This is a genomic window from Wolbachia endosymbiont of Aedes albopictus (assembly GCF_024804185.1).
Taxonomy (GTDB): Bacteria; Pseudomonadota; Alphaproteobacteria; order Rickettsiales; family Anaplasmataceae; genus Wolbachia; species Wolbachia pipientis_B.
The window spans coordinates 156,586-179,223 of record NZ_CP101657.1 but is presented as its reverse complement, the minus strand read 5'-3'; the positions used below and the strand labels follow the sequence as shown (position 1 = coordinate 179,223).

The 22,638-nt window shown below is 33.1% G+C and carries 23 protein-coding genes and 2 other RNA genes; 10 read left to right on the top strand and 15 right to left on the bottom strand.

Annotated features, from left to right (window positions below; translation table 11 throughout):
- Positions 1-69: 69 nt before the first annotated feature.
- Positions 70-945 (bottom strand): tetratricopeptide repeat protein, encoded by an 876-nt coding sequence (locus tag NHG98_RS00860; protein WP_096617405.1) that lies wholly within the window; start codon positions 943-945, stop codon positions 70-72.
- A 969-nt stretch (positions 946-1,914) separates the two neighbouring features.
- Between NHG98_RS00860 and NHG98_RS00855 the strand changes: the two genes are divergently transcribed.
- Together NHG98_RS00855 and NHG98_RS00850 are read left to right on the top strand one after the other, a co-directional pair.
- Positions 1,915-3,288, top strand: coding sequence for an ankyrin repeat domain-containing protein (locus NHG98_RS00855; protein ID WP_096617555.1), 1,374 nt, complete (start codon positions 1,915-1,917; stop codon positions 3,286-3,288).
- Between the two features lie 142 nt (positions 3,289-3,430).
- Complete coding sequence (locus NHG98_RS00850) at positions 3,431-4,945, top strand: type II secretion system protein GspD (protein ID WP_096617557.1); 1,515 nt, start codon at positions 3,431-3,433, stop codon at positions 4,943-4,945.
- Between the two features lie 7 nt (positions 4,946-4,952).
- On the opposite strand, the gene NHG98_RS00845 is transcribed toward NHG98_RS00850, so the two are convergent.
- The 7 genes from NHG98_RS00845 to ffs form a co-directional block, all read right to left on the bottom strand.
- A complete protein-coding gene (locus NHG98_RS00845) occupies positions 4,953-5,888 on the bottom strand; it encodes a P44/Msp2 family outer membrane protein (RefSeq protein WP_096617577.1) in 936 nt (311 codons plus the stop codon).
- Positions 5,889-5,954: 66 nt separating this feature from the next.
- Positions 5,955-7,181, bottom strand: a complete 1,227-nt coding sequence (mtaB, locus tag NHG98_RS00840) for a tRNA (N(6)-L-threonylcarbamoyladenosine(37)-C(2))-methylthiotransferase MtaB (protein ID WP_096617559.1) — start codon at positions 7,179-7,181, stop codon at positions 5,955-5,957.
- A gap of 30 nt (positions 7,182-7,211) precedes the next feature.
- Positions 7,212-7,388 (bottom strand): hypothetical protein, encoded by a 177-nt coding sequence (locus NHG98_RS00835; RefSeq protein ID WP_259245442.1) that lies wholly within the window; start codon positions 7,386-7,388, stop codon positions 7,212-7,214.
- 140 nt (positions 7,389-7,528) lie between these two features.
- Positions 7,529-8,236, bottom strand: a complete 708-nt coding sequence (locus NHG98_RS00830; RefSeq protein WP_096617561.1) for an acyloxyacyl hydrolase — start codon at positions 8,234-8,236, stop codon at positions 7,529-7,531.
- 567 nt (positions 8,237-8,803) lie between these two features.
- On the bottom strand, positions 8,804-9,118 hold the full coding sequence (locus tag NHG98_RS00825; protein ID WP_041573540.1) for a YbaB/EbfC family nucleoid-associated protein: 315 nt from the start codon (positions 9,116-9,118) through the stop codon (positions 8,804-8,806).
- A 21-nt stretch (positions 9,119-9,139) separates the two neighbouring features.
- Entirely contained in the window at positions 9,140-10,741 is a 1,602-nt protein-coding gene (gene dnaX / locus NHG98_RS00820) for a DNA polymerase III subunit gamma/tau (RefSeq protein ID WP_259245441.1), read from the bottom strand.
- Positions 10,742-10,760: 19 nt separating this feature from the next.
- An RNA gene (ffs, locus tag NHG98_RS00815) (signal recognition particle sRNA small type) lies at positions 10,761-10,852 on the bottom strand.
- A 60-nt stretch (positions 10,853-10,912) separates the two neighbouring features.
- Here ffs and NHG98_RS00810 point away from each other — a divergent pair.
- Positions 10,913-11,077 (top strand): hypothetical protein, encoded by a 165-nt coding sequence (locus tag NHG98_RS00810; RefSeq protein WP_187297265.1) that lies wholly within the window; start codon positions 10,913-10,915, stop codon positions 11,075-11,077.
- Positions 11,074-11,727 carry a glutathione S-transferase family protein gene (locus NHG98_RS00805; RefSeq protein WP_096617563.1) on the top strand — a complete coding sequence of 218 codons (654 nt, stop codon included), beginning with the start codon at positions 11,074-11,076 and terminating at the stop codon, positions 11,725-11,727. The genes NHG98_RS00810 and NHG98_RS00805 overlap by 4 nt, the downstream gene beginning before the upstream one ends.
- A 1-nt stretch (position 11,728) precedes the next feature.
- On the opposite strand, the gene NHG98_RS00800 is transcribed toward NHG98_RS00805, so the two are convergent.
- The gene (locus NHG98_RS00800) at positions 11,729-12,376 is read right to left on the bottom strand and encodes an O-methyltransferase (RefSeq protein ID WP_096617565.1); all 648 of its coding nucleotides are present in this window, start codon (positions 12,374-12,376) and stop codon (positions 11,729-11,731) included.
- 258 nt (positions 12,377-12,634) lie between these two features.
- Here NHG98_RS00800 and NHG98_RS00795 point away from each other — a divergent pair, with 258 nt between their 5' ends.
- Positions 12,635-12,913 (top strand): DUF2671 domain-containing protein, encoded by a 279-nt coding sequence (locus tag NHG98_RS00795; protein ID WP_096617567.1) that lies wholly within the window; start codon positions 12,635-12,637, stop codon positions 12,911-12,913.
- 29 nt (positions 12,914-12,942) lie between these two features.
- Here NHG98_RS00795 and NHG98_RS00790 read toward each other — a convergent pair whose 3' ends face one another.
- From NHG98_RS00790 to ssrS, 3 genes are all read right to left on the bottom strand, one after another.
- A complete protein-coding gene (locus NHG98_RS00790; protein WP_096617569.1) occupies positions 12,943-13,638 on the bottom strand; it encodes a DsbA family protein in 696 nt (231 codons plus the stop codon).
- Between the two features lie 53 nt (positions 13,639-13,691).
- A complete protein-coding gene (locus NHG98_RS00785) occupies positions 13,692-14,159 on the bottom strand; it encodes a type II toxin-antitoxin system RatA family toxin (protein WP_096617571.1) in 468 nt (155 codons plus the stop codon).
- A gap of 19 nt (positions 14,160-14,178) precedes the next feature.
- A non-coding RNA gene (ssrS, locus tag NHG98_RS00780) (6S RNA) lies at positions 14,179-14,339 on the bottom strand.
- Positions 14,340-14,457: 118 nt separating this feature from the next.
- Between ssrS and NHG98_RS00775 the strand changes: the two genes are divergently transcribed.
- Both NHG98_RS00775 and NHG98_RS00770 read left to right on the top strand, forming a co-directional pair.
- Positions 14,458-15,048 carry an MlaC/ttg2D family ABC transporter substrate-binding protein gene (locus tag NHG98_RS00775; RefSeq protein ID WP_259245440.1) on the top strand — a complete coding sequence of 197 codons (591 nt, stop codon included), beginning with the start codon at positions 14,458-14,460 and terminating at the stop codon, positions 15,046-15,048.
- Positions 15,045-16,388: a bifunctional folylpolyglutamate synthase/dihydrofolate synthase gene (locus NHG98_RS00770; protein WP_096617573.1), complete on the top strand. Its 1,344-nt coding sequence runs from the start codon at positions 15,045-15,047 to the stop codon at positions 16,386-16,388. Before NHG98_RS00775 ends, NHG98_RS00770 begins: the two co-directional genes overlap by 4 nt.
- On the opposite strand, the gene NHG98_RS00765 is transcribed toward NHG98_RS00770, so the two are convergent.
- Positions 16,356-17,318, bottom strand: a complete 963-nt coding sequence (locus tag NHG98_RS00765) for a J domain-containing protein (protein WP_096617575.1) — start codon at positions 17,316-17,318, stop codon at positions 16,356-16,358. The genes NHG98_RS00770 and NHG98_RS00765 overlap by 33 nt on opposite strands.
- 264 nt (positions 17,319-17,582) lie before the next feature.
- Complete coding sequence (locus NHG98_RS00760) at positions 17,583-17,768, bottom strand: hypothetical protein (RefSeq protein ID WP_259245439.1); 186 nt, start codon at positions 17,766-17,768, stop codon at positions 17,583-17,585.
- Positions 17,769-18,724: 956 nt separating this feature from the next.
- Between NHG98_RS00760 and NHG98_RS00755 the strand changes: the two genes are divergently transcribed.
- The 3 genes from NHG98_RS00755 (at position 18,725) to NHG98_RS00745 (ending at position 21,739) form a co-directional block, all read left to right on the top strand.
- A complete protein-coding gene (locus NHG98_RS00755) occupies positions 18,725-20,443 on the top strand; it encodes a hypothetical protein (protein ID WP_096617333.1) in 1,719 nt (572 codons plus the stop codon).
- A gap of 114 nt (positions 20,444-20,557) precedes the next feature.
- Positions 20,558-21,118: a hypothetical protein gene (locus NHG98_RS00750; protein ID WP_259245438.1), complete on the top strand. Its 561-nt coding sequence runs from the start codon at positions 20,558-20,560 to the stop codon at positions 21,116-21,118.
- A 27-nt stretch (positions 21,119-21,145) separates the two neighbouring features.
- Positions 21,146-21,739, top strand: coding sequence for a hypothetical protein (locus tag NHG98_RS00745; RefSeq protein ID WP_259245437.1), 594 nt, complete (start codon positions 21,146-21,148; stop codon positions 21,737-21,739).
- Between the two features lie 43 nt (positions 21,740-21,782).
- Here the strand turns inward: NHG98_RS00745 and thyX are convergent, their stop codons facing one another.
- Entirely contained in the window at positions 21,783-22,637 is an 855-nt protein-coding gene (thyX, locus tag NHG98_RS00740) for an FAD-dependent thymidylate synthase (protein WP_096617334.1), read from the bottom strand.
- Position 22,638: the final 1 nt, after the last annotated feature.

Genomic DNA, 22,638 nt, shown 5'->3' with positions numbered 1-22,638 from the left:
TTCTATAGCTCAATATTATTATTGTAAACAAAAATAGCGATAAATTAGATTTAGGTAAGCTATAAGCTTTTATGAAATCTTTGAGTGCGTGCTGTGGAGTTTTATAAATTTTAGTCTTGCTGTCACTTTGTATAAAGGTATTTTTTCACTCACGTTTTTCGAAGTTGTAGCCATATTCAACAACTTTAAGTAGAATATTGTAGCATTTTTAAAATCTGAAAGTTTATCTAGAATAACAGCTAAATTATAGGTATAAAAAATATTGTTTTCATCAAGGGAAATAGCAGTTATCATATACTCTTTACCTTTTACATAATCCTCCTTTTTCATATAAATCAGACCTAAATTTGCTAATAAAGGAGCATAATTTTTATGTATATCATACAATTTCAACATTTCACTCAACGCCAGATCAGGATCATATTGTGAGATTATCGTCAGAAAATTTTTTAATATGTAAGGGTTACTAGGGTATTCTTTTAACAGTCTTGTGTAAATCTCTACAGCTTTTTTGTATTCTTTATTAGCGTAATAAATATTTCCCAATCCAATTAAAGCATTTTTATGATAAGGAAACTTTGTGATGATCTGATTAAGGAGAGAAATAGCTGTTTCATTATCTCCTGACTCAAAGGAATCTTTTGCTTTTCTTAAAGTAGAGTATATGTCAAGACTCTTGCCAGAATTCTGCGCAATTTTGATATTAAATTTATCACTTTTTCTCTCAATAACATCAAGATCTTTATATTTTTTATCAGCTTTTATATGCTTGACAACACTATCAAAGGCCTTCTGTATCTCCAAATTTTCACTAGCATAGGTAACAGAAGACCTCCATAAAATCACAACGCAAATTAACATGCAGACAAACATAGATCCTAGTGTTGTGGCATTGGCTGCAGTGTGTAACCAGTAAACCTTATTTCTTTGAGCTATGCGTAACACATTACAAATTCATAAATGCTAAATTACCTATCTCATACAATAATAAAGATATTATTAATTAGCGATGCTGCGTAGAATGCACTTATCTTTTGTCTTCCATATTTCGTTCTATTAGACTTCTTGCATAACCCAAACTTAAGTAGAAAAAAGGCAAATAGTTATTATAGTTCTAAGTTTACCGACACCGTCATTCAAGTAGCTCTTCCTGCCATCTAAGTAACCTTCTTCTCCTTTCATTCCAGTAGCATCCTTTTTTGTTATCTGAGTAGCTGATACTGGTTCACTCTATAATAGTATTATCCGAGTAGCCCCTTCTCCTTTCATCCGAGTAGCTGACTACTTGGATCCAGAAGACTTAATTTCAACCAAATAATAAAGGCTAGATCCCAGTGTCACGCACTGGGATGACGAGAAAGGAGCACTGGCATGACACCTGTAGCCCTACGTCATACCGCGATTCATTCGCGGTATCTCATCCGCTAACAAGAGATCCCGCTAACACGTAGCGGGATGACGGCTGTCGTTTAGCTACAAATATTAAAAAATTCACCAAATGAAAAAAAAGGCAAAAGAAGCCCCGTGGTGCGAGTTTTGACTCTATATTACTGTAAGTGGCGCTGTAATAATGTGCTGACGCTTAGTTTAAGCGCGATTTGGCTGAATGTAGAAAAAATAAAAAAGACATGCAGCCGCTATAATTTTATGTAATCCGCCAATAAATACTCTGAGTTTTTTACTGAATTTTGTCATTGAGCCTGCAGGTCAAAAACAAGTTTTGAGTCATAAATACCCTTATTGTCATAATAAGGGGGCTGGCGGAGTTTGTCAAGTGGTTTTTTTGTTTCATCCAACGTGCTGCCAAAAGTTTGTTATGCAAGGTATCCTAGCCATTTCTCACAGATTCATTTAAACTTAATCAAGTAGGAGTATTATTAACGCGAAAAGGGTTCAATTAGAGACTTAAGTGATATGGCACGTGAGGAAGATATAAACCAATTAGTAGAAAATGGATTTGATATTAACTCAAAAGATGCAAGTGGAATCACTCTCTTGCATAAGTTCACAAAAGAAGGCGATTTAGTTGGAGTAAAGTCATTACTAGAGCACGAAGCTGATTTTAATGTCGTAGACAACGAAAATAGAAACCCACTGCATTATGCCATTATGCATGGACACAAGAAAGTTGCTAAACTTTTTGTTAACCAACTGACAATTAATTCCAAGGATAAAAATGGATTCACTCCACTGCACCTTCCTGCACTACAAGATGACACGGAATTAATAGATTTTTTGATAACAAAAGGCACAAAAATTAATGAAAAAGACGCTAAAGAGGGCTATACTCCTCTTCATATAGCTTCACTATACGGTTCTAAAAAAAGCGTCCAAATTTTAATTGATAGCGGAGCAAATCTCGAATGTGAAGATAACAATTTTCGTACTCCTTTGTTTTTAACCATTTATCAATGCACCGCACATTATGATAGCAGAGCAGAAATTATAGAATATCTGATAAAGAAAGGTGCAAATATAGAAGCCAAAGATACAGAAAATAACACTACGCTTTTCCTAGCAGCGTATAACAACAAAATGCAAATAGTAAAGCTTATTGCAAAAAAACAGCAAGCAAGTAACGATAAAATTAAACTTAAAGAGTTTTTTTGCACAAAAAACAACCATGGTTTTGATGCATTGGATTGCGCTATTGAGCATAATAATAGAAAAATGGTAACATTTCTTGTTTCAAAGGGAATAGAAGCAAACGATCAAGATTTTAATGGCAACGCCAGGCTGCATAAAGCTAGCCATAATGGTAACACTAAAACAGTTAAGCTCTTATTGAAGCTTAAGGTAAACATTGATGCTGTTACTAGATGTAACAGAACTCCCTTGCTACTGGCAGTTAAAAAAGGCAATACAAAAATTGTGAAAATGTTATTGGAAGTTAGAACCAATATGAACATTTGTGAGCAACAAGGTTTTGCACCTCTACATATTGCTGTTCAAAAGGATTATTTTGATATAGCTCAGCTGTTAACAGAAAAAGGTGCAGACCTTAACATTAAGTGTAATAACGGTCATACTGCAATAGATATGTTCATTAGCAAGGCCCATGGCAAAAAAAACATTGAAGAAAATTACAAAAAATTTTGTAGATTTTTGATGCTTTACCTAAAAGAGCTACATAGTAAACACAAAGCCTGTTGTATACTTTCAACCCTAGCTCTAAGCTTAACAATTATAGGCTTACCATTTATTTTTAAGCCTATTATTAAATACAGAGAAAGAAGTAAAATATATAAAAAAACTAAGGCTATGCTGGAAAACTTACTCTACATTTAAGTACAAGAGGGGTGTACAAAAAAACATATAGCAGTGCAGGTCAAGCTAATATATGACAATTATCTGTTGGATGAAAACGAAATTAAATACATTTTTAATATTTTTATAGAAATCTATTAGTATAGATCTATATGCTGTTCTAATGGCTATTTTTAAATGCTTAATACTCCTCTTCATTATTTCTTGCACACACCTGCCTACTAAGCAACATCTCACTAATATAGGCAACGAAGATCATCATGATATAGGTGAGCACGATTATTCGTTGCAGCAATACAACACCTCTTTGGAGATTAATGAACCGGCAATACCAGAAATTATGCCTTTACCAATAGAGTTTCCCGATCTCACAATCAGTAATCAGCTTATTTCTATTAATGTTAGTGAAGAAGTATCAGTAAAAGATTTGCTGATTGAGATAGGAAAACTTTCTGACGTTAACTTGGATATAGACCCAAAAATATCAGGTAATATTATTTTAAAGCTAAAAGATAAGAATATAAATGAAGTAATTCAGAGTATAGCAAATAGCGCCAAATTGCGTTACTCAACAAGCAATGGTGTAATTAGAATTGAGCAGGACTTGCCATACGCGCAAAATTATTACGCAGACTTCATTAATATTCAACATTCTGCTCAAAGCAGTTTCGTCATTAGTAACAATATTACTAACAGTGATGGAAGTAACACTGATAGGAACTATAACAATGTTATGAGGTCTCAATACAGTAGTGACTTATGGAATTCATTAGAAAAAGGCTTGAATGCAATAATGGATGTTAACGGGGTGGATGATGGCGAATTCCTTTCATCCAACAGAGAAGCTGGCGTTATTATTTTGAATGCTAGAAAAGATATCCATAAAGCTGTTGAAGAATATATTAATAAGGTTAAGAAATTAGCGTCTTCTCAAGTAATGATAGAGGCAAAAATAGTTGAAGTTGTGTTAGATGACAAATATCTTTCTGGTATAAACTTAAATGACTTACGCGATGGAACTAAGTCTATAATAAATCAAGATAACTCAATTATTAACCTAGCAATGAACTTTGGTGCGAGTGATCTAGGAGATTTAGTAAAAAATTTAGACAAATTTGGCGCTTCAACTGTAATTTCAAGCCCTAGAGTACATGCTATAAATAATCAGCAAGCGATGATTTCATTTACCAAAAACCATATTTATTTTACTTCCGATATACAAAAAGATACTAGAAACTCTAATCAGACCTTAATTACCAAGATGAATAGTGTTCCAATAGGTGTTGTGCTAATAATCCACCCAAGCATTAACATTGATACTAGTGAAATATTCATGGATATACATCCAACTTTATCAAGAATTAACGGCTACATTAAAGATCCAGATATAGAGTACATCGCACAGCAGAGTAAAATGAAATTAAATAGCGACATTCCAATTGTTGAAATCAGAGAAATGAACTCTATGTTAAAAATTAAGAGCGGTGAAATTATGGTAATCGGCGGGCTCATAGAACATAGAGAAGATAAGCAAAGCTTTAAAGCTACATCACATCAGAAGTCAAAAAGGCTAGCGAATAACATTAGAACAGTAGAAACTGTCCTTTTTTTAAAAGCAACAATCGTACCAACATTTGGTTTGTTAGATAGAAAAGATAAGAATTTATATATATATTAAATCACTACTAAAAATTAAATATCAAACCAACTTCAATATTATGAGTGGATATGTCATCTGCAACAGGTATCGGAACGCTAAAGTAACGATAGCCGAGAAAGGTTTTTACTTCTGGGATTATTGAATAGTTCATACCAAGCTTTATTTGATAAGCAAACCAAGGAACATTAAGTGGCATTGAACTTTGGGGTGACCCATTAATCCTTTTTAATCTAAAAACTGTTGGCCCTATGCCAAGACCGATGTACGGAGCAAATTGTGTATCCTGAACGCTGGGATTATAATATAAGTTTAACAAAAACGCAAATATACTTGCTGATTTATCAAATACCAGAGAAGAATTACTACTTTCAATATTGGCTCTAGAATACATGGTTTCAAAATCAACTCGGCCATTTTCTCCAGCATAGTAACCTAAAGATATGCTGTTGAGCCACTGGAAATCAATTTTACCATCAAATTGCTGTATACTTTTAATTTCATTTGCCACTATATTTTTTATCATAAAACCATAATGACTTTCAACTAAAGTTAGGACTCTCTCCCCTATTGCCTTTATACCCTTTACAAATGTTTCTGAATTATCATGGTATACCTTACCACCGTTAGCGCTAACATAAAAATCAAGTTTTTTTGATTTTTCCTTTGTAATCTGCTCATTATCAGCCTGATCTGCAATACGTGACCACATATTTTTCTGATCAGCTACTTGGAGAATAGAAGGTTGTTCAGTAGGACTACTTTCAAGTTCTTGATATTTTAAATCATTTATTAGTATTTTTTTCTCAGTAACCTCTTCAGAATGCATTACATCTTCATTATTGTCCGTTTCTAGTTTTAAGAGTTGTACTTGCTCAATGTGTGTATTACTAATATAAGTAATAAAAAAATAGACACATGGAATGAAAATCAAAAATAAAGTAATAGATATTTTAGTTATCACAAATGAACCCATAATTATCATTTATAGTATAACGACTATATCATATATTTCTTTAATGTACAAAAATTAAGAAAGAATATTTCCAATTAGATAATTATTTTCAACTCCTTTAACATTAACTTTCACAATACTCTTGGCTTGAGCTTTTGATTCAAGCTTTACTAATGCAAAATTTTCTGTTCTACCGACATTATTTTGCTCAACCAGAACACTTTGTTCAGTGCCTATCAAAGATTGATAAAAGCTACTCACCATTTCTCTATTCATTTCTCTTAAATTTTTTACTCGTTCTTTACGCACATTCTCTGGTACTTGTGGCATTCGTGCAGCAGGTGTATTCTTCCGCTCTGAATATGGAAAACCATGTAGGTAAACTATATTTGTTTTTTTCAGTAAATCAACTGTATCATGAAACATTTCATCAGTTTCTGTTGGAAATCCAGCAATAATATCAGCGCCAAATGCTATATTAGGCCTCAAACTCTTCATTTTATGACAAAATTCTATCACTTGTTCCCTGTTGTGACGACGCTTCATTCTCTTTAGTATTAAATTGTTACCAGATTGTAGACTCAAATGTAAATGAGGCATAAGTCTTGACTCATTAGCTATTAAATCCATTAATTCGTCATCAACCTCAGCAACATCGATAGAGGAAAGTCTTAGCCTCTTCAACTCTGGTATATCTTTTAAAACTCTCCTAATCATTGAACCAAGTGACGGCTTAGCAAACAAATCTGTACCAAAGTCAGTAATATCAACACCTGTAAACACTACTTCTTGATATCCATTTTCTACAAAGATCCTAATTTGCTCTATAATACTGTTTATTGGCACAGATTGATTATTCCCTCTTGCCTCAGTAATTGAGCAAAATGTGCAGCTATGATTACAACCATTTTGAATTTCAATAAATGCCCTTGATTTATCTTCAAATCCATTAATTAGAACAGGTTCTACTTGGTTATCACTGACTAAGATTTTATCGTCATTTAGTAAGTAATTTTCAGCTTTTAGCTTATCTTGATTACCGAGCACTTTACTTACACCAGGAATGCTACTGTAAACTTCTGGATCCAACTGAACAGCACAGCCAACTACGATAATTTCTTTACTTGGGTCGTTTTTATAGATCTTACGTATTTTTTGCTTTACTTGGCGTTCTGCTTCGTTTGTCACTGCACAGCTATGGACCACAACAACATTTTTTCTTTCTGCTTTTTTTAATGCTTCTTTGATTAACTCACTCTCGTAAAAATTTAGACGACAACCAAATGTTATCACTTCATTCATGCTAGTATTTTTTAGACCTTACAATTTAAATTATATCACACATCCAAGCAAAGTCTCTTGCATGACCATTGTTTTGGTAGATAAATGCTCTGCTGCGTTGTTTTTCGGAGGAATTTTCTTTTTTATGCCATAATGAAAAATATTTCCTCTTTTTTCTAGAAATTTGTTATATTCTCTATGGCTACTGACTCTCACTTTTTGTGGCATATTTATCCTTAAATCGTCATTCTATAATGAATTTAGTCAGTAATCACTAGTTTTTCTGCTGCTATGCAACAAAGCCACCCCAGTGTCATGCTACTTGAATGACAAGAAAAAACCCACTGGGATAACAAGACTGAGATAGACTAGAAATTAAACGCTACTCCAGCTTCTGCACCAACAGTGCTGTAAAGAACTTTGTATGCATCTTTGGTAACTACTTTTTTGTTATCTGCACCAGTAGTTTCGCTATCAAAGTGAGCACCAAAAGAACCGAAATAACGAGCTCCAGCATAAAGTTTGACTTCTGGAGTTACATCATAGCTGACACCAGCTTTTACTTGACCAGCAAAACCAAATTTACTGTTTTGATTATTTATAGCGGTTTTCAAAGGAGTGCTGACATACGCTGCACCAACACCAACACCAACATATGGAGTGATAGGCATATCTTCAATTGCTATATCGTAATAAACGTTAACTAGTCCTGAAATTGCTGTTAAACTGTTCGCAATAGTATCTGCTGGGGTAAATACTACATCTTTAACATCATTTTTGTTTAGGTATGAATAAACTCCTTCAACATCAACCCTGATGTCGTCCATTTTGTAACCAAATGCACCACCACCAGCTATAAAAGATGGTTTTAATGGACTGTAATCACTCTTGTCTTTCTTATAGGTAATACCATCAACTTTTGTGAAAAGAGGTAAAAATTCACCGTTGTATTGCAAACGAATGTAGTAGCTAGTTTCTTCATCACTTATTGGACCAACAGGATCTGAAAAAGCAGAGTTTGATAAGCTTAGCAACGTTGCTAAAGCGGCTGCTGAAAAAAACTTTTTATAATGCATAATTATCCTCGTAAAAAAATTAAAATTCCACTTTAGTAGTCTAAGTAACAACTAAAGTTAAGTCAAGTGCTAACTTAATAACACAAAATATTCTATACTTTAACTAACTTTTAGGAGAATACAAAGATTTTATTAATGAATAAATAGAGTTACACGACTTTTGATTTTTTGGTATAGCTAACACAGGTAAGATTTACTATCGAAAGACCTCATCATCCCGCTGCTTGTTAGCGGCTGAGATACCGCGCACAACTGTATGAACATTGTGATTTGGACCTACCAGAAGGGTGTCATCCCAGTCTGGGATCCAGGAATTTTATTAAGTTGGCGAGCATAAAAATAGCTGTTTTATGTTAAAATACAATGTTTTAATGATTATGGAAAGGCTGGATTCCAGACTGGAATGACGCCATTTGCTGTCTTCAAAAATGAATGTTCGTACAGCTATGGAATGAATCGCGGTATGACGTAGGGCTGTGCTAGTATAGGTGCATTATACAAAGAAGTACTAGCGTTGGAAATATTAGAAAGGAAATACTTACACTAAAAGAAACTTCAGTAGTAAATTCAAAAAGGAAGTTTAAATCCAGGTGGTAAACCCATCATACCTGCAAGATCAGAAGTTGCATTTGCCATATCTTCTTCTGCTTTTTTAACGGCATCATTAAACGCTGCTGTTACTAAATCCTCTACTATATCTTTTTCCTCATTTCTCATAAGTTCTAAGTCTATGTTCACCTTTTTAGCTTTATAGCTACCTATTTTTATGACTTCCACTAATACAGAAACTTTGCCACCACCAGAAATACCTTGAAACTCTTTCCCAATATATTTTTCTTGAGCTTCTGCAAGCTTTTTTTGCATCTCTTGCGCTTGTTTCATTATTTGACTAAAATCCACAACTTACTCCTTATTTTCTATATTAACTACTTTTGCACCTTTAAACGTGTCAAGTATATCCTTGACTGCAGGTGCATAATTTAAATTACTCACTTCCCTGTTTATATAACCCGTATCAACTGTAATAACCCACTCCTGCTGAGTCACCTGATTTAAGTAATTTTTTAAATCATTGCAAAAATTACTATCCAACTTAGATACAGCTTTTAATTTTAAATATCCAGGTTTACAATCTATTAATTGTAGATTATTACACAGTTGTTTGTAAAGATAAATTTGGTTACTCCGCCTTAATAGTTGCAAAATCTTATCAAAATCGTAATTTTGTTGTTTATTTTCCACATGGATCCCAGTGTCACGCACTGGGATGACAGAGTAGGGTTGTTGTTTACTTTCCACATATTTTTTTGGATCCGAGTAGTCAGCTACTTGGATGACAGAGGGGGAAGGTGCAACAGGTCTGCCCTGTCTATTTCCTTGCTCTACATTCTGTGAAAGAATTTTTTTGATCACCTGTTCTGGAGAAGGTAGATCAGAGAGATAGCAAAGACTAATCAGCATCATTTCAGCAGCAACATCGTTGCATATTGAAGTTTTTATATCTTGAATACCTTTAAGCAACACCTTCCACAATCTCGAAAAAAATATTAAAGACTTCTCTATACTTAAATCTTTTACCCTGTTCTTTTCATACTCTGTAACTGCATTATCAATTTCTTTTGTGATCAAAAAACGGCATACTAACTGAATTGTTTGCAATAGACCTTCAAAAATACTAAGTGGGTTTGCTGTTTTTATCGCCTTGTCAAACACTGATAGAGCTTTCTGTAAATCACCTTCTAATATTGCTCCTAATAGATCGAATATAATATCTTTATCCACTAGGCCAAGTATGTCTATCACATTTTTAGTGGATATTGCACCATCTTTGCTATATAGGACTGCTTGATTCATCAAAAACAAGGCGTTACGCATTGAATTTCCAGAATGTCGTGCAATTAACTCTAATGCTCCCTTTTCAATGAAATAACTCTCTTTTTGTGTAACATCATTTAAACGTTCTACTATTTTAGCTACAGGAATGTTGTGTAAATCAAATCTTTGACAACGTGCAATAATAGTTATTGGTATCTTTTTTATTTCTGTAGTTGCTAAAATGAATTTTACACTAGATGGTGGCTCTTCTAGGGTTTTAAGTAACGCGTTAAATGCACTGCTGGATAACATGTGTACTTCATCTATAATGTAGACTTTGAATTTAGAGCTTATAGGTGAGTAGCAAATATCTCCCAGGATTACTTTAATATCGTCAATGCTAGTGTGACTTGCTGCATCAATTTCAATCACATCTGGATGGCTTGAATTTTTTATTGCTAGACAATTTTCACATGATCCGCAAGGTTCAAAAATTGGCCCCAGGGAACAATTCAAACATAAAGCTATTATCCTTGCAGTGGTGGTTTTACCAACTCCACTACTACCGGAGAGCAGTATAGATTGTGGGATTTTGTTTAAAATAAAAGCATTTTCTAATACACGCACTAATATATCTTGACCTACTAGATCTTTAAAGCTACTAGGACGATGTTTTAATGCTATATTCATAGCCTCTGATAAAACAAATAAGAAATAGGTATGCAACCCAAAAAGGTTCTGATATGGCTGCTTCATTTCTAATCTGACCAAATTACAGAGTTTTTGTCTGCATACCTTATAAAATATTATACTTTTTTTTTTATTTAGCAAGGTATATCCTATATTAGTCTTATAATTTATATGTTAGACCTTTTGCAACATTACTTTGGAGTAAACAACTGTTACCTAAAATACTCTTCTCTTGTCATTCCAACTTGGATCCAGAGAAAAAAGATGTGGATTTCAGTGTCACACACTGGAATAACAACCTATAGGTACTGGGATAATAAAAGAGGGATATTATGATTTTATATCATTTTCCTCTTTGTCCATTTTCACGAAAAGTTAGAGCTTTCCTAAAAGAAAAAAAATTAGGCTGCGATCTAGTGTATGAAAATCCGTGGGAAAAGCGGAATGAATTCATGAAGATCAACCCAACCGGACAAGTACCAGTATTAATAGATAATAACTTTGTAATAGCGGATAGTAATGCCATTTGTGAATATATAGAAGAGACTTACAATAGTGACGTCAAATTACTTGGTTCATCCACTATTATTAAGTCTAAAATACGTGCTCTAATCAATTGGTTCGACAACAAATTTTACAATGAAGTTACTAAGTATATTATGAATGAAAAAGTAATTACTAACCGCAGCCCTGACTCTAGATTTCTTCATGCAGCTCAGCATAACCTGCCTTGCCATATGGAATACATCGAACACTTAATTAACAAGAACGTTTGGCTTGCAACTGATAAGTTTACTTTAGCTGATATTGCTTTAGCATCGCATATTTCCGTAATGGATTATGTAAGTAGTTTTCCATGGGAAAAAAGTAAAATTTTAAAAGAATGGTACTCCATTGTTAAATCAAAGCCTTGTTTTCGTGAGATATTATTAGAGAGAGTTTCCGGTTTAACCCCTCCTAAACATTACGCTGACCTTGATTTTTAACTTATGTTAGCTTTAAAGCTACAGTCATTCCTTCATCAGTTGGAATCAATACAGAGAAATATTTCTTTTCATCTGATAATCTATTATTAAACTCCCTCATAGCATGCCATGATTTTTCTGATACTTCTTTTGGAGGCGATTCTAAAAATACTGTATCAAATAATAGAGTGTTATCTGCAACGATTAGCCCATCTTGTTTAATGTATGACTCTGCCCAATCTAAATACTTAGGATAACTACTTTTGTCAGCATCGATGAATATCATGTCAAATGGTGCCTTTGTTGATAATTCATTAATTTTTTCCAGTGCATCACCTTCTATTAGAGTAATTTTATCACTTAGATTAAAAGCACTAAAATTTTTTTTTGCTATTCTTGAGTGTTGAGGATTATTTTCTATTGTATATATATGACCGTCTTCTAGTAGAGCTTTTGCCATGCAAATCGACGAATAACCGTATAATGTGCCAACCTCAACAATACTTTTGATTTTATGGATTTTTATAAATAAACTTAATAGCTTTCCTTCTTCAGGGCCAATCTGAATATGTTGCTTTTTTTTAAGAATACAATATTCTTCTATTTTTTTATATTCTTTTGCAAATAGATTTCTTATATATAATAATTTTATACTAGAATTATTACGCATTACGTTTTATATTATAAATTAGGGAGGCTTAATTCATACACAGTTTATAAATATAATAATATAGTTCAAAATAATAAAAACATTTATTTTAAGTTATTATTTCATAGTATAAAATTTTAAGTGACAAAAATTATTATATATCGTACTATGGTTAACTAGTATAATAAACAATCGATTATTATACTAGAATTAAAGGGATTGTTTATGCGCATTTCTCTTTTTAAAATATAATTTTTATAATCAATTAGAGGGGGTTATATGTCTTATACTACTGCCAGTGAAGTTGAAACGTTAAATAAAAAATCTAACAAGAATGAAGGGGTTATGTTACTACATAATCCAGCTTATCGTGAAAAGTATAAAGAACGTTTTAATGAAGCTCAGAGAAAAGTTATGGATATGGTTCAGTTTTATGATGGGACAATAGTATTAATAGAGAATAAAATCGCTATGTATTACTACACTTGGCACAGTAAAAAAAGAGAGTTTGAGCGTAAAAAACAACAAACAGTAGTGAAAAACAATGGTTCAACATAGAGTCTTTTATATGGTAAGCTACAGTGGTATTACTTCACTATAGCTTTTTCATATAATTTATCTATCACATCAGTGAGATATTTCAGCTCTTTATACCCTTCATGTTTAACTTTATTATGCTCTATATATGACTTACCATCGTTAAGCTTGATGAAAAATATTGGAGTGGCTGTGATACCAAGTTTATTGATTGCCAGTGATTTATCATTTATGATTTTATCCATTATTTTCTTATCATTAATGCATTGGTTAAATGCATCTTGCTTTAAGTTGCTTAGTGCAGCAATTCTTTGTAGTAAAGTCAAATCACTTAAATTGTAGTAATTCCACGAATCTATTGAGTTAAAAACAGCTTTGTTAAAATTAAAGTAGTCTTCTTGTTTTTCATAGCAATGACTTAGCATTGCAGCCTTTAGCCCTCTGTAATCCAAAGGAAAATGACGAAATATATATAACATCTTACCTGTGTCTATATATTTCTCTTTAATTTTAGGAAAAACATTCTTATGAAAAAGAGAGCAGTGATAGCAAGTTAATGAAGCATATTCTATCATTAGAATTGGTGCTTTTGGATCTCCTAATAATTTATCATCAGGTAATAGTGATAGTAACTCCTTTGATGTTATTTCATTAGTTTCTTTTTGAATATGTTGGTTACTGGATTTAACAACTGCATAAGAATTAACACTCATAAGAATTAGTAAAAACAATAGTCTGAAAATCATTACAATACAAACACTTAACTTACTAAAAAAATTACATATTTATATTAATAATGTCAAGATAACTTTTGTTTAGCAAGGCTTTCAGCCCTATCTTTAAATGCAGCAATTATTTTACTCTGTGTATATTTATATACTGAGTTTAATAAAGTGGAAAATGAGTTGGAGTTGGACTTAAACTTAAACTCTATATAAAACTTTACCATAGTTTTATTTTCATCTATGGGAATGAATTGCCATTCATTGTATAGATATTTAAATATTCCATTTGATGATACAGCTTTTATCCAACCTTCATTTGTTCCACTTGGAGAAAGAGAAGTAACTTCTGATGTATATCTACCTTTAATTCCATGAAAAGCTGCGAGGAGATCTACAACCATTTGGCTGTTAATTTTTTCTTTTATATAAACGGCTTTGCACCAAGGAACAAAATCAGGATACCTTTCAACATCAATTACAACTTGGAATACTTCATTAGGCGAACATAGGAAGGTACCTTGTTCTCTGTATTGATGAAGCATAAATGTTAAACCAATCAAAATAGGATCCGTATCTATCGTCAGCCTTAGTAGATTCCTGAGACTAAAGTTAAGGTGGGCATCGCGTATTAATTTCAACGAAATTAATAGAGGCAATTCCCTTGACTAGAAATTATCGCTCGGGAAATTTAACTTAACTTATAACGCATAGCACAGACCCTTACTTGAATTATAGATGATTTACATAAGGCATGTCTATAGGTATATTAAAAGTCAGCGATTATTATTTAATCTTTATTAAACTTTGCATCCTAAGTATCATGATTAATAAATATATCTCATGAATATTACTAAAGTTTTAATTATTATTGTTTTTATTGTAATTTCTTCAAGAGCTTACACTAGTTGTACAGATCACAAAATTTTTGTGCATACTATGAAGCAACAAGTGGATGGTATATCTACAAAAGGAAATAGAAAAAACCTAGGACATGTACACGAAAAGCTTCAGGAGGTCATTCAGAATAATGTTAACCTCAAAGGAATATCGCAATTCGTTATAGGAAAACATTGGGCTTTAGTTAAACAAAAAGAAAAAGAAGACTTTTTAAGAGAGTATGAAGTGTATCTTACGCGTTTGTGCGTTAAAATTTTATATAAATACATGCATGATAGTGAAATGATCATAATGAGTACAAAAGCAGTTGACGATGAAACTTGCTTAATTGGTACAAGATTTTCTTACGGTGATGAAGAATTTACAAATATTGATTTTAAAGTTACTAAAAATAACAGTTCTTTCTTGATAAGTGATGTTGTAATGAGTGGAATAAGTATTGCTATTAATCAACGTTCTCAATTTAGTGAAAAAATCGACACGCATGGCATAGCAAGCGTTATAGCTGAATTAAAATGCAATAACAATCCATGATATATATGCCTCACTGGCCTAAACCGCTTGGTAGTAGACCAAAGGATTTTTCTCTTGATCGCATAAAAAGCTTTCTAAATAAATTGGGCAATCCTGAGAAAAAAATGCCGCCCATAATTCATATAGCTGGAACTAACGGGAAAGGCTCAACACTAGCATTTATAAGATATATAATGCAAGCAGCAGGGTATAAGGTCCATGCATACACTTCTCCACATTTGGTGAATTTTAATGAAAGAATAGTTATTGCAGGCAGTTATATCAACGATAATGAATTATATAGCTTATTAGAAGAATGCCGTGCCGTAATTGCAGAACAACCTATCACTCTGTTTGAAGCTGCAACTATTGCAGCTTTTTTAGCTTTTTCTCGTCATAAAGCCGATATAACTTTAGTTGAAGTGGGTATGGGTGGAAGACTTGATGCAACAAATGTTATAGATAGTCCGATTTTAACAATCATTACTTCCATTGCTCTTGATCATACAGAATATCTTGGCCCTACTATAGAAATTATAGCAGGTGAAAAGGCTGGAATAATGAAACCTAATGTTCCTTGCGTAATAGCACCACAAGAAAAATCTATAATGAACATGCTAGAACACCACGCAATAAATAAGAAATCTCCTCTGTATAGAGGAGGCCTTGAATGGAATTGCAAAAAACGACTATCTGTCATCCAAACTGGGATCCAGAAACAAAAAAATGAGAGGTCACGTGCTGGAGCTCAAATGATTTTTCAATCAGCTATTCAATCAATAGAATTTTCTTTGCCATCTTTAAAGGGTGATCATCAGGTGATTAATGCAGGCAATGCTATTGCAGCATGTAGTATTTTAAGTGGAAAATATGGATTTGATATTGGAGAAGAGGATATCACTTCAGGTTTACAGCGTACCTACTGGCCTGCACGACTAGAGTTCATAAGAGAGGGTAATTTAATTTCCCTACTACCGAAAAATTGGCAATTATTTTTAGATGGTGCACACAATAATGACGGTGCTAGAGTGCTATCTCAGTGGGTAAAAGATAATTTTGCTGAAGGTATCTATGTGGTTTTTGGTGTTACCCGTAACAGAAATGTGGAAGAGTTCTTGGAGCACTTAAAGCCATATATCAAGCTACTATGTGCGGTTTGTGTTAAGTCTGAACCTAAAGCAACAAATACAAATTTGATTAGGGAAAAAGCCAATAACATAGGAATAAAAGCAGTTGAATGTGAATCAATTGGCGATGCAATATCAAATCACATATTAAAAGCCTCTATCCAAAACGTCAAAACCATACTAATCTGTGGCTCATTGTTCCTAGCTAGAGACTTCGCTATGGAGAATAGCTAACTTTGATGATATTAACTGACCGATGGGGAAATAACTTTGATTGCTCATAGTACTGCTTGGCTTTTCGTTATCGACTTCTATAAACTGATCATCACCTTTAAATTGCTCCTCAATTGAATTTATAGCTATCTTTTTGAGAATATAATTACTTGCAGCATTTAAAATAGGTGAAGTAACAATTAAAAGCGTGAATGGTAATGAAAGTAATAAGCCGGATAACATCATAGAGTTAGTTATACCAAAACCGTTGGCAACTAAATCTAATCCCACACCGAAAAACATTAAAGATGTACAGATTGTGTTGCTCAAAATAACTGAATTTTTTAGCCACTTTAATTTAGTCCTATCACTCTTTGAAAAATTTTCGCATTCTTGGTCAAAGTTAAACAATAATAAAATATTAGCCTGATGATTAAACTCTTTCCCATTTCTAGTATAAATGCTCTTAACAGCTAGACTCAAAATAGATTCTGCTAACAAGGGAGCAAGAAAACCTACTGCTATTGGTACATTAGAAGAAATACCATTAATTATTAAAAATGCAATTGATGTGAAGGGTACTAAAAGAACTCCTAAGAGATTTGAATAAGAAGAATATTTTATATAAGCAGTTACATTATTGTTAATTGACTGCTGCTTATTATAGAGTTTATTTCTGCACTTATCATCTAAGTATTTTTGCAATTCTTCATAACTGCGACTCCACAACTTACCGCGTAATTCTTTTATTAAATTATTTCTTTTATTGAGACCTTTCTCCAATGGCTCTATTATAAATTCTTCAAAAAATGGCTTATTTAATGCAATAACCTTAAATTTCTCCTCCGCTTCTTTATTGTTTGGGTTTTTATCTGAATGATATTTTAACGATAATTTACGGTATTGTTGACTAAGTTTTTTCTTAATATTCTTAATGTCAGAATTTACCACATCCTCCTTTTGAATATTAAATGTTAAAAACAACTGCTTTAAAGCGTGCTACTCATTTTCATTCAAAACATTTCTAGCCACATTACACCTACAAATTAACTAACTATTAATGTTCTATAGTATACATATTTCCAAATCATGTCAATTATTTTATAAATATCTCTGGTAAAAATTATTTCTGTTATGACTAGCATGATAAGTGTATGAAGCGACTAAAATTGTTATTACAGCGCTTAGTGTATGACAGTGCTCCAACATTTAGGGTTACAGTTTGCATGGGTCATCTGAGTAGCTCAAATCCAATTCTCCTATCATGCAAGCTCCTTTCTTGTCATCCCAGTGCGTGACACTGGTTTGCTTTATGATGATGTCATGAAAGTAGCTGACACTGGGATCCAGAAGACTTAATTTCAACCAAATAATAAAGGCTAGATCCCAGTGTCTAGGCACTGGGATGACACCTGTAGCCCTACGTCATACCGCGATTCATTCGCGGTATCTCATCCGCTAACAAGAGATCCCGCTGCGGGATGACGAATTGCTTAACCGTCATTCCACCACGAACCGTCATACCGCGATTCATTCGCGGTATCTCTTAGCCGCTAACAAGCAGCGGGATGACGAATTGCTTAACCGTCATTCCGCCGCAAACCGTTATACCGTCACGAACCGTCATACTGCGATTCATTCGCGGTATCTCTTAGCCGCTAACAAGTAGCAGGATGACGAATTGCTTAACCGTCATTCCGCCACGAACCGTCATACCATCACGAACCGTCATACCGCGATTCATTCGCGGTATCTCCCAGCATAGATTCTGCTAACAAGTAGCAGAACGACGAAGTTTCGTCATGCAACCGCGAACCGTCATACTGCCGCAGACCTTCATCCCGCTGCGGGATGACGGTTGTCGTTTAGCTACAAACATTAAGAAATTTACCAAACGAAAAAAAAGGCAAAAGAAGCCCCGAGTAGCGAGTTTTGACTCTATATTACTGTAAGTGGCGCTGTAATAATGTGCTAACGCTTAAAATAAGCGCGATTTGGCTGAATGTAGAAAAAATAAAAAAGACATGCAGCCGCTATAATTTTATGTAATCCGCCAATAAATACTCTGAGTTTTTTACTGAATTTTGTCATTGAGCCTGCAGGTCAAAAACAAGTTTTGAGTCATAAATACCCTTAGCATTACAATAAGGGACCTGGCAAAGTTTGTCAAGTAATTTTTTGTAGCTCTCATGACTTAAAAAGCTGTATTCCAGCTTTACGCGATGAAATGACAGATTACTGTTACCTTATCTAGATACAGAAAAAAAATCTTAATACTTAACGCATTTTTCATAGTACATACCGTATGATTGATAAATAAAATAATGAATAGATTTACATAATGTTTGGAGGTACCAATGGTCAACGACAAGATTACTTTGAACTTTGAGATAGAAAAAGGCGAGTTTATAGATCCATATTACTTTTCTGCGCGTATAAAGCTTACAAACGAAAGCAAAAATCTTTTGCGTGAGCAACTTGGCAGTACAGTTCAATTTGATAACTTAGATGACCACTTCAATCTCAACCCTGAAAATTTTTATATCTCTTATAACCAATATGGTGACAGAAATGAGCTAACCGTTAGGGATGACAACAGTAGACATTTAACCTCCAACCTTCCGCTTAATCACTACGGATTCTCAATGGAACTATCATCTCATGATGTATCAAGCGCAGATTATGGTTTTTATCCTCTACGTGCAATCTATAACCCATATTACTATGATAAAGCAAAGGAAAAAGAATTCGATGACCATGGTAAATTATTACCAACTGTATCGAACATACTAAATAAATTGCTAAGCAATGCAAACAACTTAACTACACAAGATGTATTACAAAACGTATTCTCACAACTGCAGAAGAAAGCTGATGAAGAAGCAGAAAGATTGGCAAGAGAAAGAGAAGAAGAAAGACAAAGGGAGGAAGAGTTAAATGAAAAGAACGAGGAATTAAAAGAACTTATAGAAAAGGATGAGATTAAAATATTTCAAGTGATAAAAGGTCATGATATAGGCAATGGGCGTTCAGCAGTAATTTTACAACTTGATGGGGAGATAGTCCTTGATTCAAACAAATACTACATAGCAAAATATACACACCACCCAGAATGGGAAGGCGATGAATACTTGCATTTTGTTAGTCCTAGAGATGAGATGCTGGTTGATTATGAAAACTTGTTTTTTGTGCTCAATCAAAGCTCTTACTCTGGTTTTGAAAGTGGGTTTTATTCAGCAGACAGCACTGATCCCTATAATTACGCTAAATATTCAAAAGAACCATATTTGAGTGGTGATCAGCTATCTGAAAAATTAGAGAACAGGCTTGAGGAAAATGATAATTGGGTAGATATGGAAGTTATACCTCATGACAAGCGTGTAAATGAGGTAGAAAATGAAATTAAGTCTGAGGGGAAAGGAACGGTTGATACTATACAGAAAGAAGAATCTAACCAAATGCAAGCAGATGATGGTAGTAGTTATGTTGAAGATCAATCAGCTTTGCATGATGATATGGAAAAAACTCTGCAGGAGAAATTGTATGGAGATGAAATACGCAAGCAAAGTCATGAGAAAGCTCAAAAAGATATGGAAACAAGAAAAGTCACTGTGGAAACTGACAGTAGCAATAATAAAATTGAAAAACAAGCAAAACCAATAGAAGACGAACAAGAAACTGTTATGGCAAGTGTGATAGAAAATATGGATAAAAATTCTGATAGTGAAGCAGAAGATTCTAACAGTATTGCAGATGCACAACATCCCTTTAAAATAAGGACAGGAAGTCCTCTTGAAGTGGGAAAGTATGAGGTGGAGCTGCAAGTGACATATGATGATATAAAGAATTTTTATGATACCGTACGTGGTAAATATCATGCTGGTGATGGATATAACTACGAGCAAGTAATGGTTTTATATAATGAAATTGTTAGGCCAGCATCGCAGCATTATGATAAACCATTTACCCTGCCTAAGGCATACATAACAGATGGTCATCTATTTGTTCAAAATAAAGATTTTGGAACTTTGTATGATTTTAATGAAATGTTTTATAAAAGTGATGAGTTAATTTGATCAATATTAGTATAACAAATTAAATTTAATAAGTATTTTATTAAAATATTAATTGCCCAATGGTGTGAATTATTATATTATTAGCTTATATAGCTAATAATTTAAATAATTAATATGCCAAGATACGTTAAGAAATATATTAATAGTATTACTGAGTCTAATATATTAAAAGTTTATACTTCCGAAGATAACTCTCAAATTAAAGTATTTTTCAAAATTGCAAATGAAGAAATTGATAGAATTTTTTCAGGGCAAGAAGTAGTGAAATTTTTAAATCAAACTACCAATATAAGAGATCATGAAAACAAATCTGCCATTAGTAAAAATGTGAAACAAGGCATCATTAGAGATGTAGAAGGTATACATAGAGAGAATGGTAGATATGTATATAAAGCACCAATTTTATCACCTAGTAAACAATACAAAAAACTGTTTAAAAGTGAGAAAGCTATTCAATTTAATTTGAATGATTTTATGTCAGATAGCATATCAAAACTTGTACACTTAAAAGATAGATTTGAGGAAATTTTGGGTTTTGATCCTGAAGATGGCCTATGTCATCCATTAAATTATTTTATTACTCTTTTAGAATTAAAGAATATGGGAGACTTTGCTGGATTTCTCAGGTCTGCTGATGTTGTACCTGAACAAGATTTTATAGATTATATTGATTGAAGAAAAGAACAAACAACTGAATTGTTGATGACGCAGATCTTGTTGCAATTCTTACCTATTCTTCATATTCAGAGCATTGAGAGACGTGAGGGAGATCAATTTTATGACAAGACAATATATGAACAAGAGTGTAATGATTTATCATCAACAGAAATATGGGTTCATATTAATCAAGAAAAAGTCAAGTGTGCTTTGGATAATGTAGAGATAGAATGCTACTTAGAATTTAATTTCTCCTGTTATGCTTGTAATGAAGGAGGTAGTGATGATGAGAATATTGCACATTCTATGTTGGCATATAAAGCAGAGAATGGTAAATACATATTTTTTGACCCTAATAGAGGAGCCGTTGGCTTTTGTCCTAATACAGGAGTTGCTAATTTTACATCAGAGGAAATTTGTAGGGCAGTAGAACTGGCTGTAAATTTTTATTCATATAATATGTATATTGAAAACTCTCCAGACTATTGTGAGATTTACGTTACGCTTAGAAATGCAACATTAATGTTAAAGAAAGCTGAGGAACTTTATGAAACAACAGAAAGAACAAACTCAAAAATAATTGATATATCAGTTGATAACAATACTGGTAAATTGTTGCTTACACCTATAAATCTATAAATATGTACAATTGCTATAAAGATTTATGCGTATGCCTTTATCTTTAAGATTGTTTATCGAGTATAGACATCAGCTCGTCCCATTCTCTTTTACCAATATTACTTTCTTCTTTAGTAACGTTTTCCCCTTTAATTAATTTGCGAATTATTTTTAGACCAGTTCTTGAAATAAAAGCTGATTCTAGGCAATATTCAGCAAAGGCATTGTAGGCCAGTGGAACCCATTTTTTTATTATATCCAACATAACTTCTGCATAAACTCTGATTTCATATTGGGCGTGCTTATCAGCTCTAAGCTTCAAAAAATGAAGAAGGTTATGCAGATCTATTTTCCAATAAAATTGTGTGTAGTAATTAAGCGTTAGGTTGGTTCGGGCAATTTCTCTTGCAAGCCCCTGCTCAATAAATTTTTCATAATGAGAATATACTAAATTAGAGTCATTTATTAGAGAATCTATTATTTTCTTTGAGGTATCCGGATCAAAAGCTTCACCGCTACCTTGTTTATTATTATCAGATTGTTTTGCAATCTGTTCTGGTTTTGGTATATAAAATTCATTGTCAAGTATTGAATATCTTGCCGAATATTCATTTACATTTGCAGTTCTATGCCTTATCCATTGCCTTGCAACAAAAATTGGAAGTTTCACGTGAAACTTAATTTCACACATTTCAAATGGAGTTGTATGATGATGTCTCATTAAATACTTTATAAGTGCTTCATCCTGACTTATCTGTTTTGTTCCCTTGCCATAAGAAACACGAGCAGCTTGAACTATAGCGCTATCAGAGCCCATATAATCCACTACTCGAATAAATCCATGGTCTAATACCTTATGTTCTTCATATAAGATTTCATCTATTTCTTTTACTGTAGTTCGTTTAGTTGCTTCATTCATA

What these genes read in the sequence shown, in the direction of transcription:
- NHG98_RS00855 (WP_096617555.1), top strand. Translation starts at nt 1,915, where the DNA reads ATGGCACGTGAGGAAGATATAAACCAATTAGTAGAAAATGGATTTGAT.
- NHG98_RS00850 (WP_096617557.1), top strand. Translation starts at nt 3,431, where the DNA reads ATGGCTATTTTTAAATGCTTAATACTCCTCTTCATTATTTCTTGCACA.
- mtaB (WP_096617559.1), bottom strand. Translation starts at nt 7,181, where the DNA reads ATGAATGAAGTGATAACATTTGGTTGTCGTCTAAATTTTTACGAGAGT.
- NHG98_RS00835 (WP_259245442.1), bottom strand. Translation starts at nt 7,388, where the DNA reads ATGCCACAAAAAGTGAGAGTCAGTAGCCATAGAGAATATAACAAATTT.
- NHG98_RS00830 (WP_096617561.1), bottom strand. Translation starts at nt 8,236, where the DNA reads ATGCATTATAAAAAGTTTTTTTCAGCAGCCGCTTTAGCAACGTTGCTA.
- NHG98_RS00825 (WP_041573540.1), bottom strand. Translation starts at nt 9,118, where the DNA reads ATGAAACAAGCGCAAGAGATGCAAAAAAAGCTTGCAGAAGCTCAAGAA.
- dnaX (WP_259245441.1), bottom strand. Translation starts at nt 10,741, where the DNA reads ATGAATATAGCATTAAAACATCGTCCTAGTAGCTTTAAAGATCTAGTA.
- NHG98_RS00810 (WP_187297265.1), top strand. Translation starts at nt 10,913, where the DNA reads ATGTTAGACCTTTTGCAACATTACTTTGGAGTAAACAACTGTTACCTA.
- NHG98_RS00805 (WP_096617563.1), top strand. Translation starts at nt 11,074, where the DNA reads ATGATTTTATATCATTTTCCTCTTTGTCCATTTTCACGAAAAGTTAGA.
- NHG98_RS00800 (WP_096617565.1), bottom strand. Translation starts at nt 12,376, where the DNA reads ATGCGTAATAATTCTAGTATAAAATTATTATATATAAGAAATCTATTT.
- NHG98_RS00795 (WP_096617567.1), top strand. Translation starts at nt 12,635, where the DNA reads ATGTCTTATACTACTGCCAGTGAAGTTGAAACGTTAAATAAAAAATCT.
- NHG98_RS00790 (WP_096617569.1), bottom strand. Translation starts at nt 13,638, where the DNA reads ATGATTTTCAGACTATTGTTTTTACTAATTCTTATGAGTGTTAATTCT.
- NHG98_RS00785 (WP_096617571.1), bottom strand. Translation starts at nt 14,159, where the DNA reads ATGCTTCATCAATACAGAGAACAAGGTACCTTCCTATGTTCGCCTAAT.
- NHG98_RS00775 (WP_259245440.1), top strand. Translation starts at nt 14,458, where the DNA reads ATGAATATTACTAAAGTTTTAATTATTATTGTTTTTATTGTAATTTCT.
- NHG98_RS00770 (WP_096617573.1), top strand. Translation starts at nt 15,045, where the DNA reads ATGATATATATGCCTCACTGGCCTAAACCGCTTGGTAGTAGACCAAAG.
- NHG98_RS00755 (WP_096617333.1), top strand. Translation starts at nt 18,725, where the DNA reads ATGGTCAACGACAAGATTACTTTGAACTTTGAGATAGAAAAAGGCGAG.
- NHG98_RS00750 (WP_259245438.1), top strand. Translation starts at nt 20,558, where the DNA reads ATGCCAAGATACGTTAAGAAATATATTAATAGTATTACTGAGTCTAAT.
- NHG98_RS00745 (WP_259245437.1), top strand. Translation starts at nt 21,146, where the DNA reads ATGACGCAGATCTTGTTGCAATTCTTACCTATTCTTCATATTCAGAGC.
- thyX (WP_096617334.1), bottom strand. Translation starts at nt 22,637, where the DNA reads ATGAATGAAGCAACTAAACGAACTACAGTAAAAGAAATAGATGAAATC.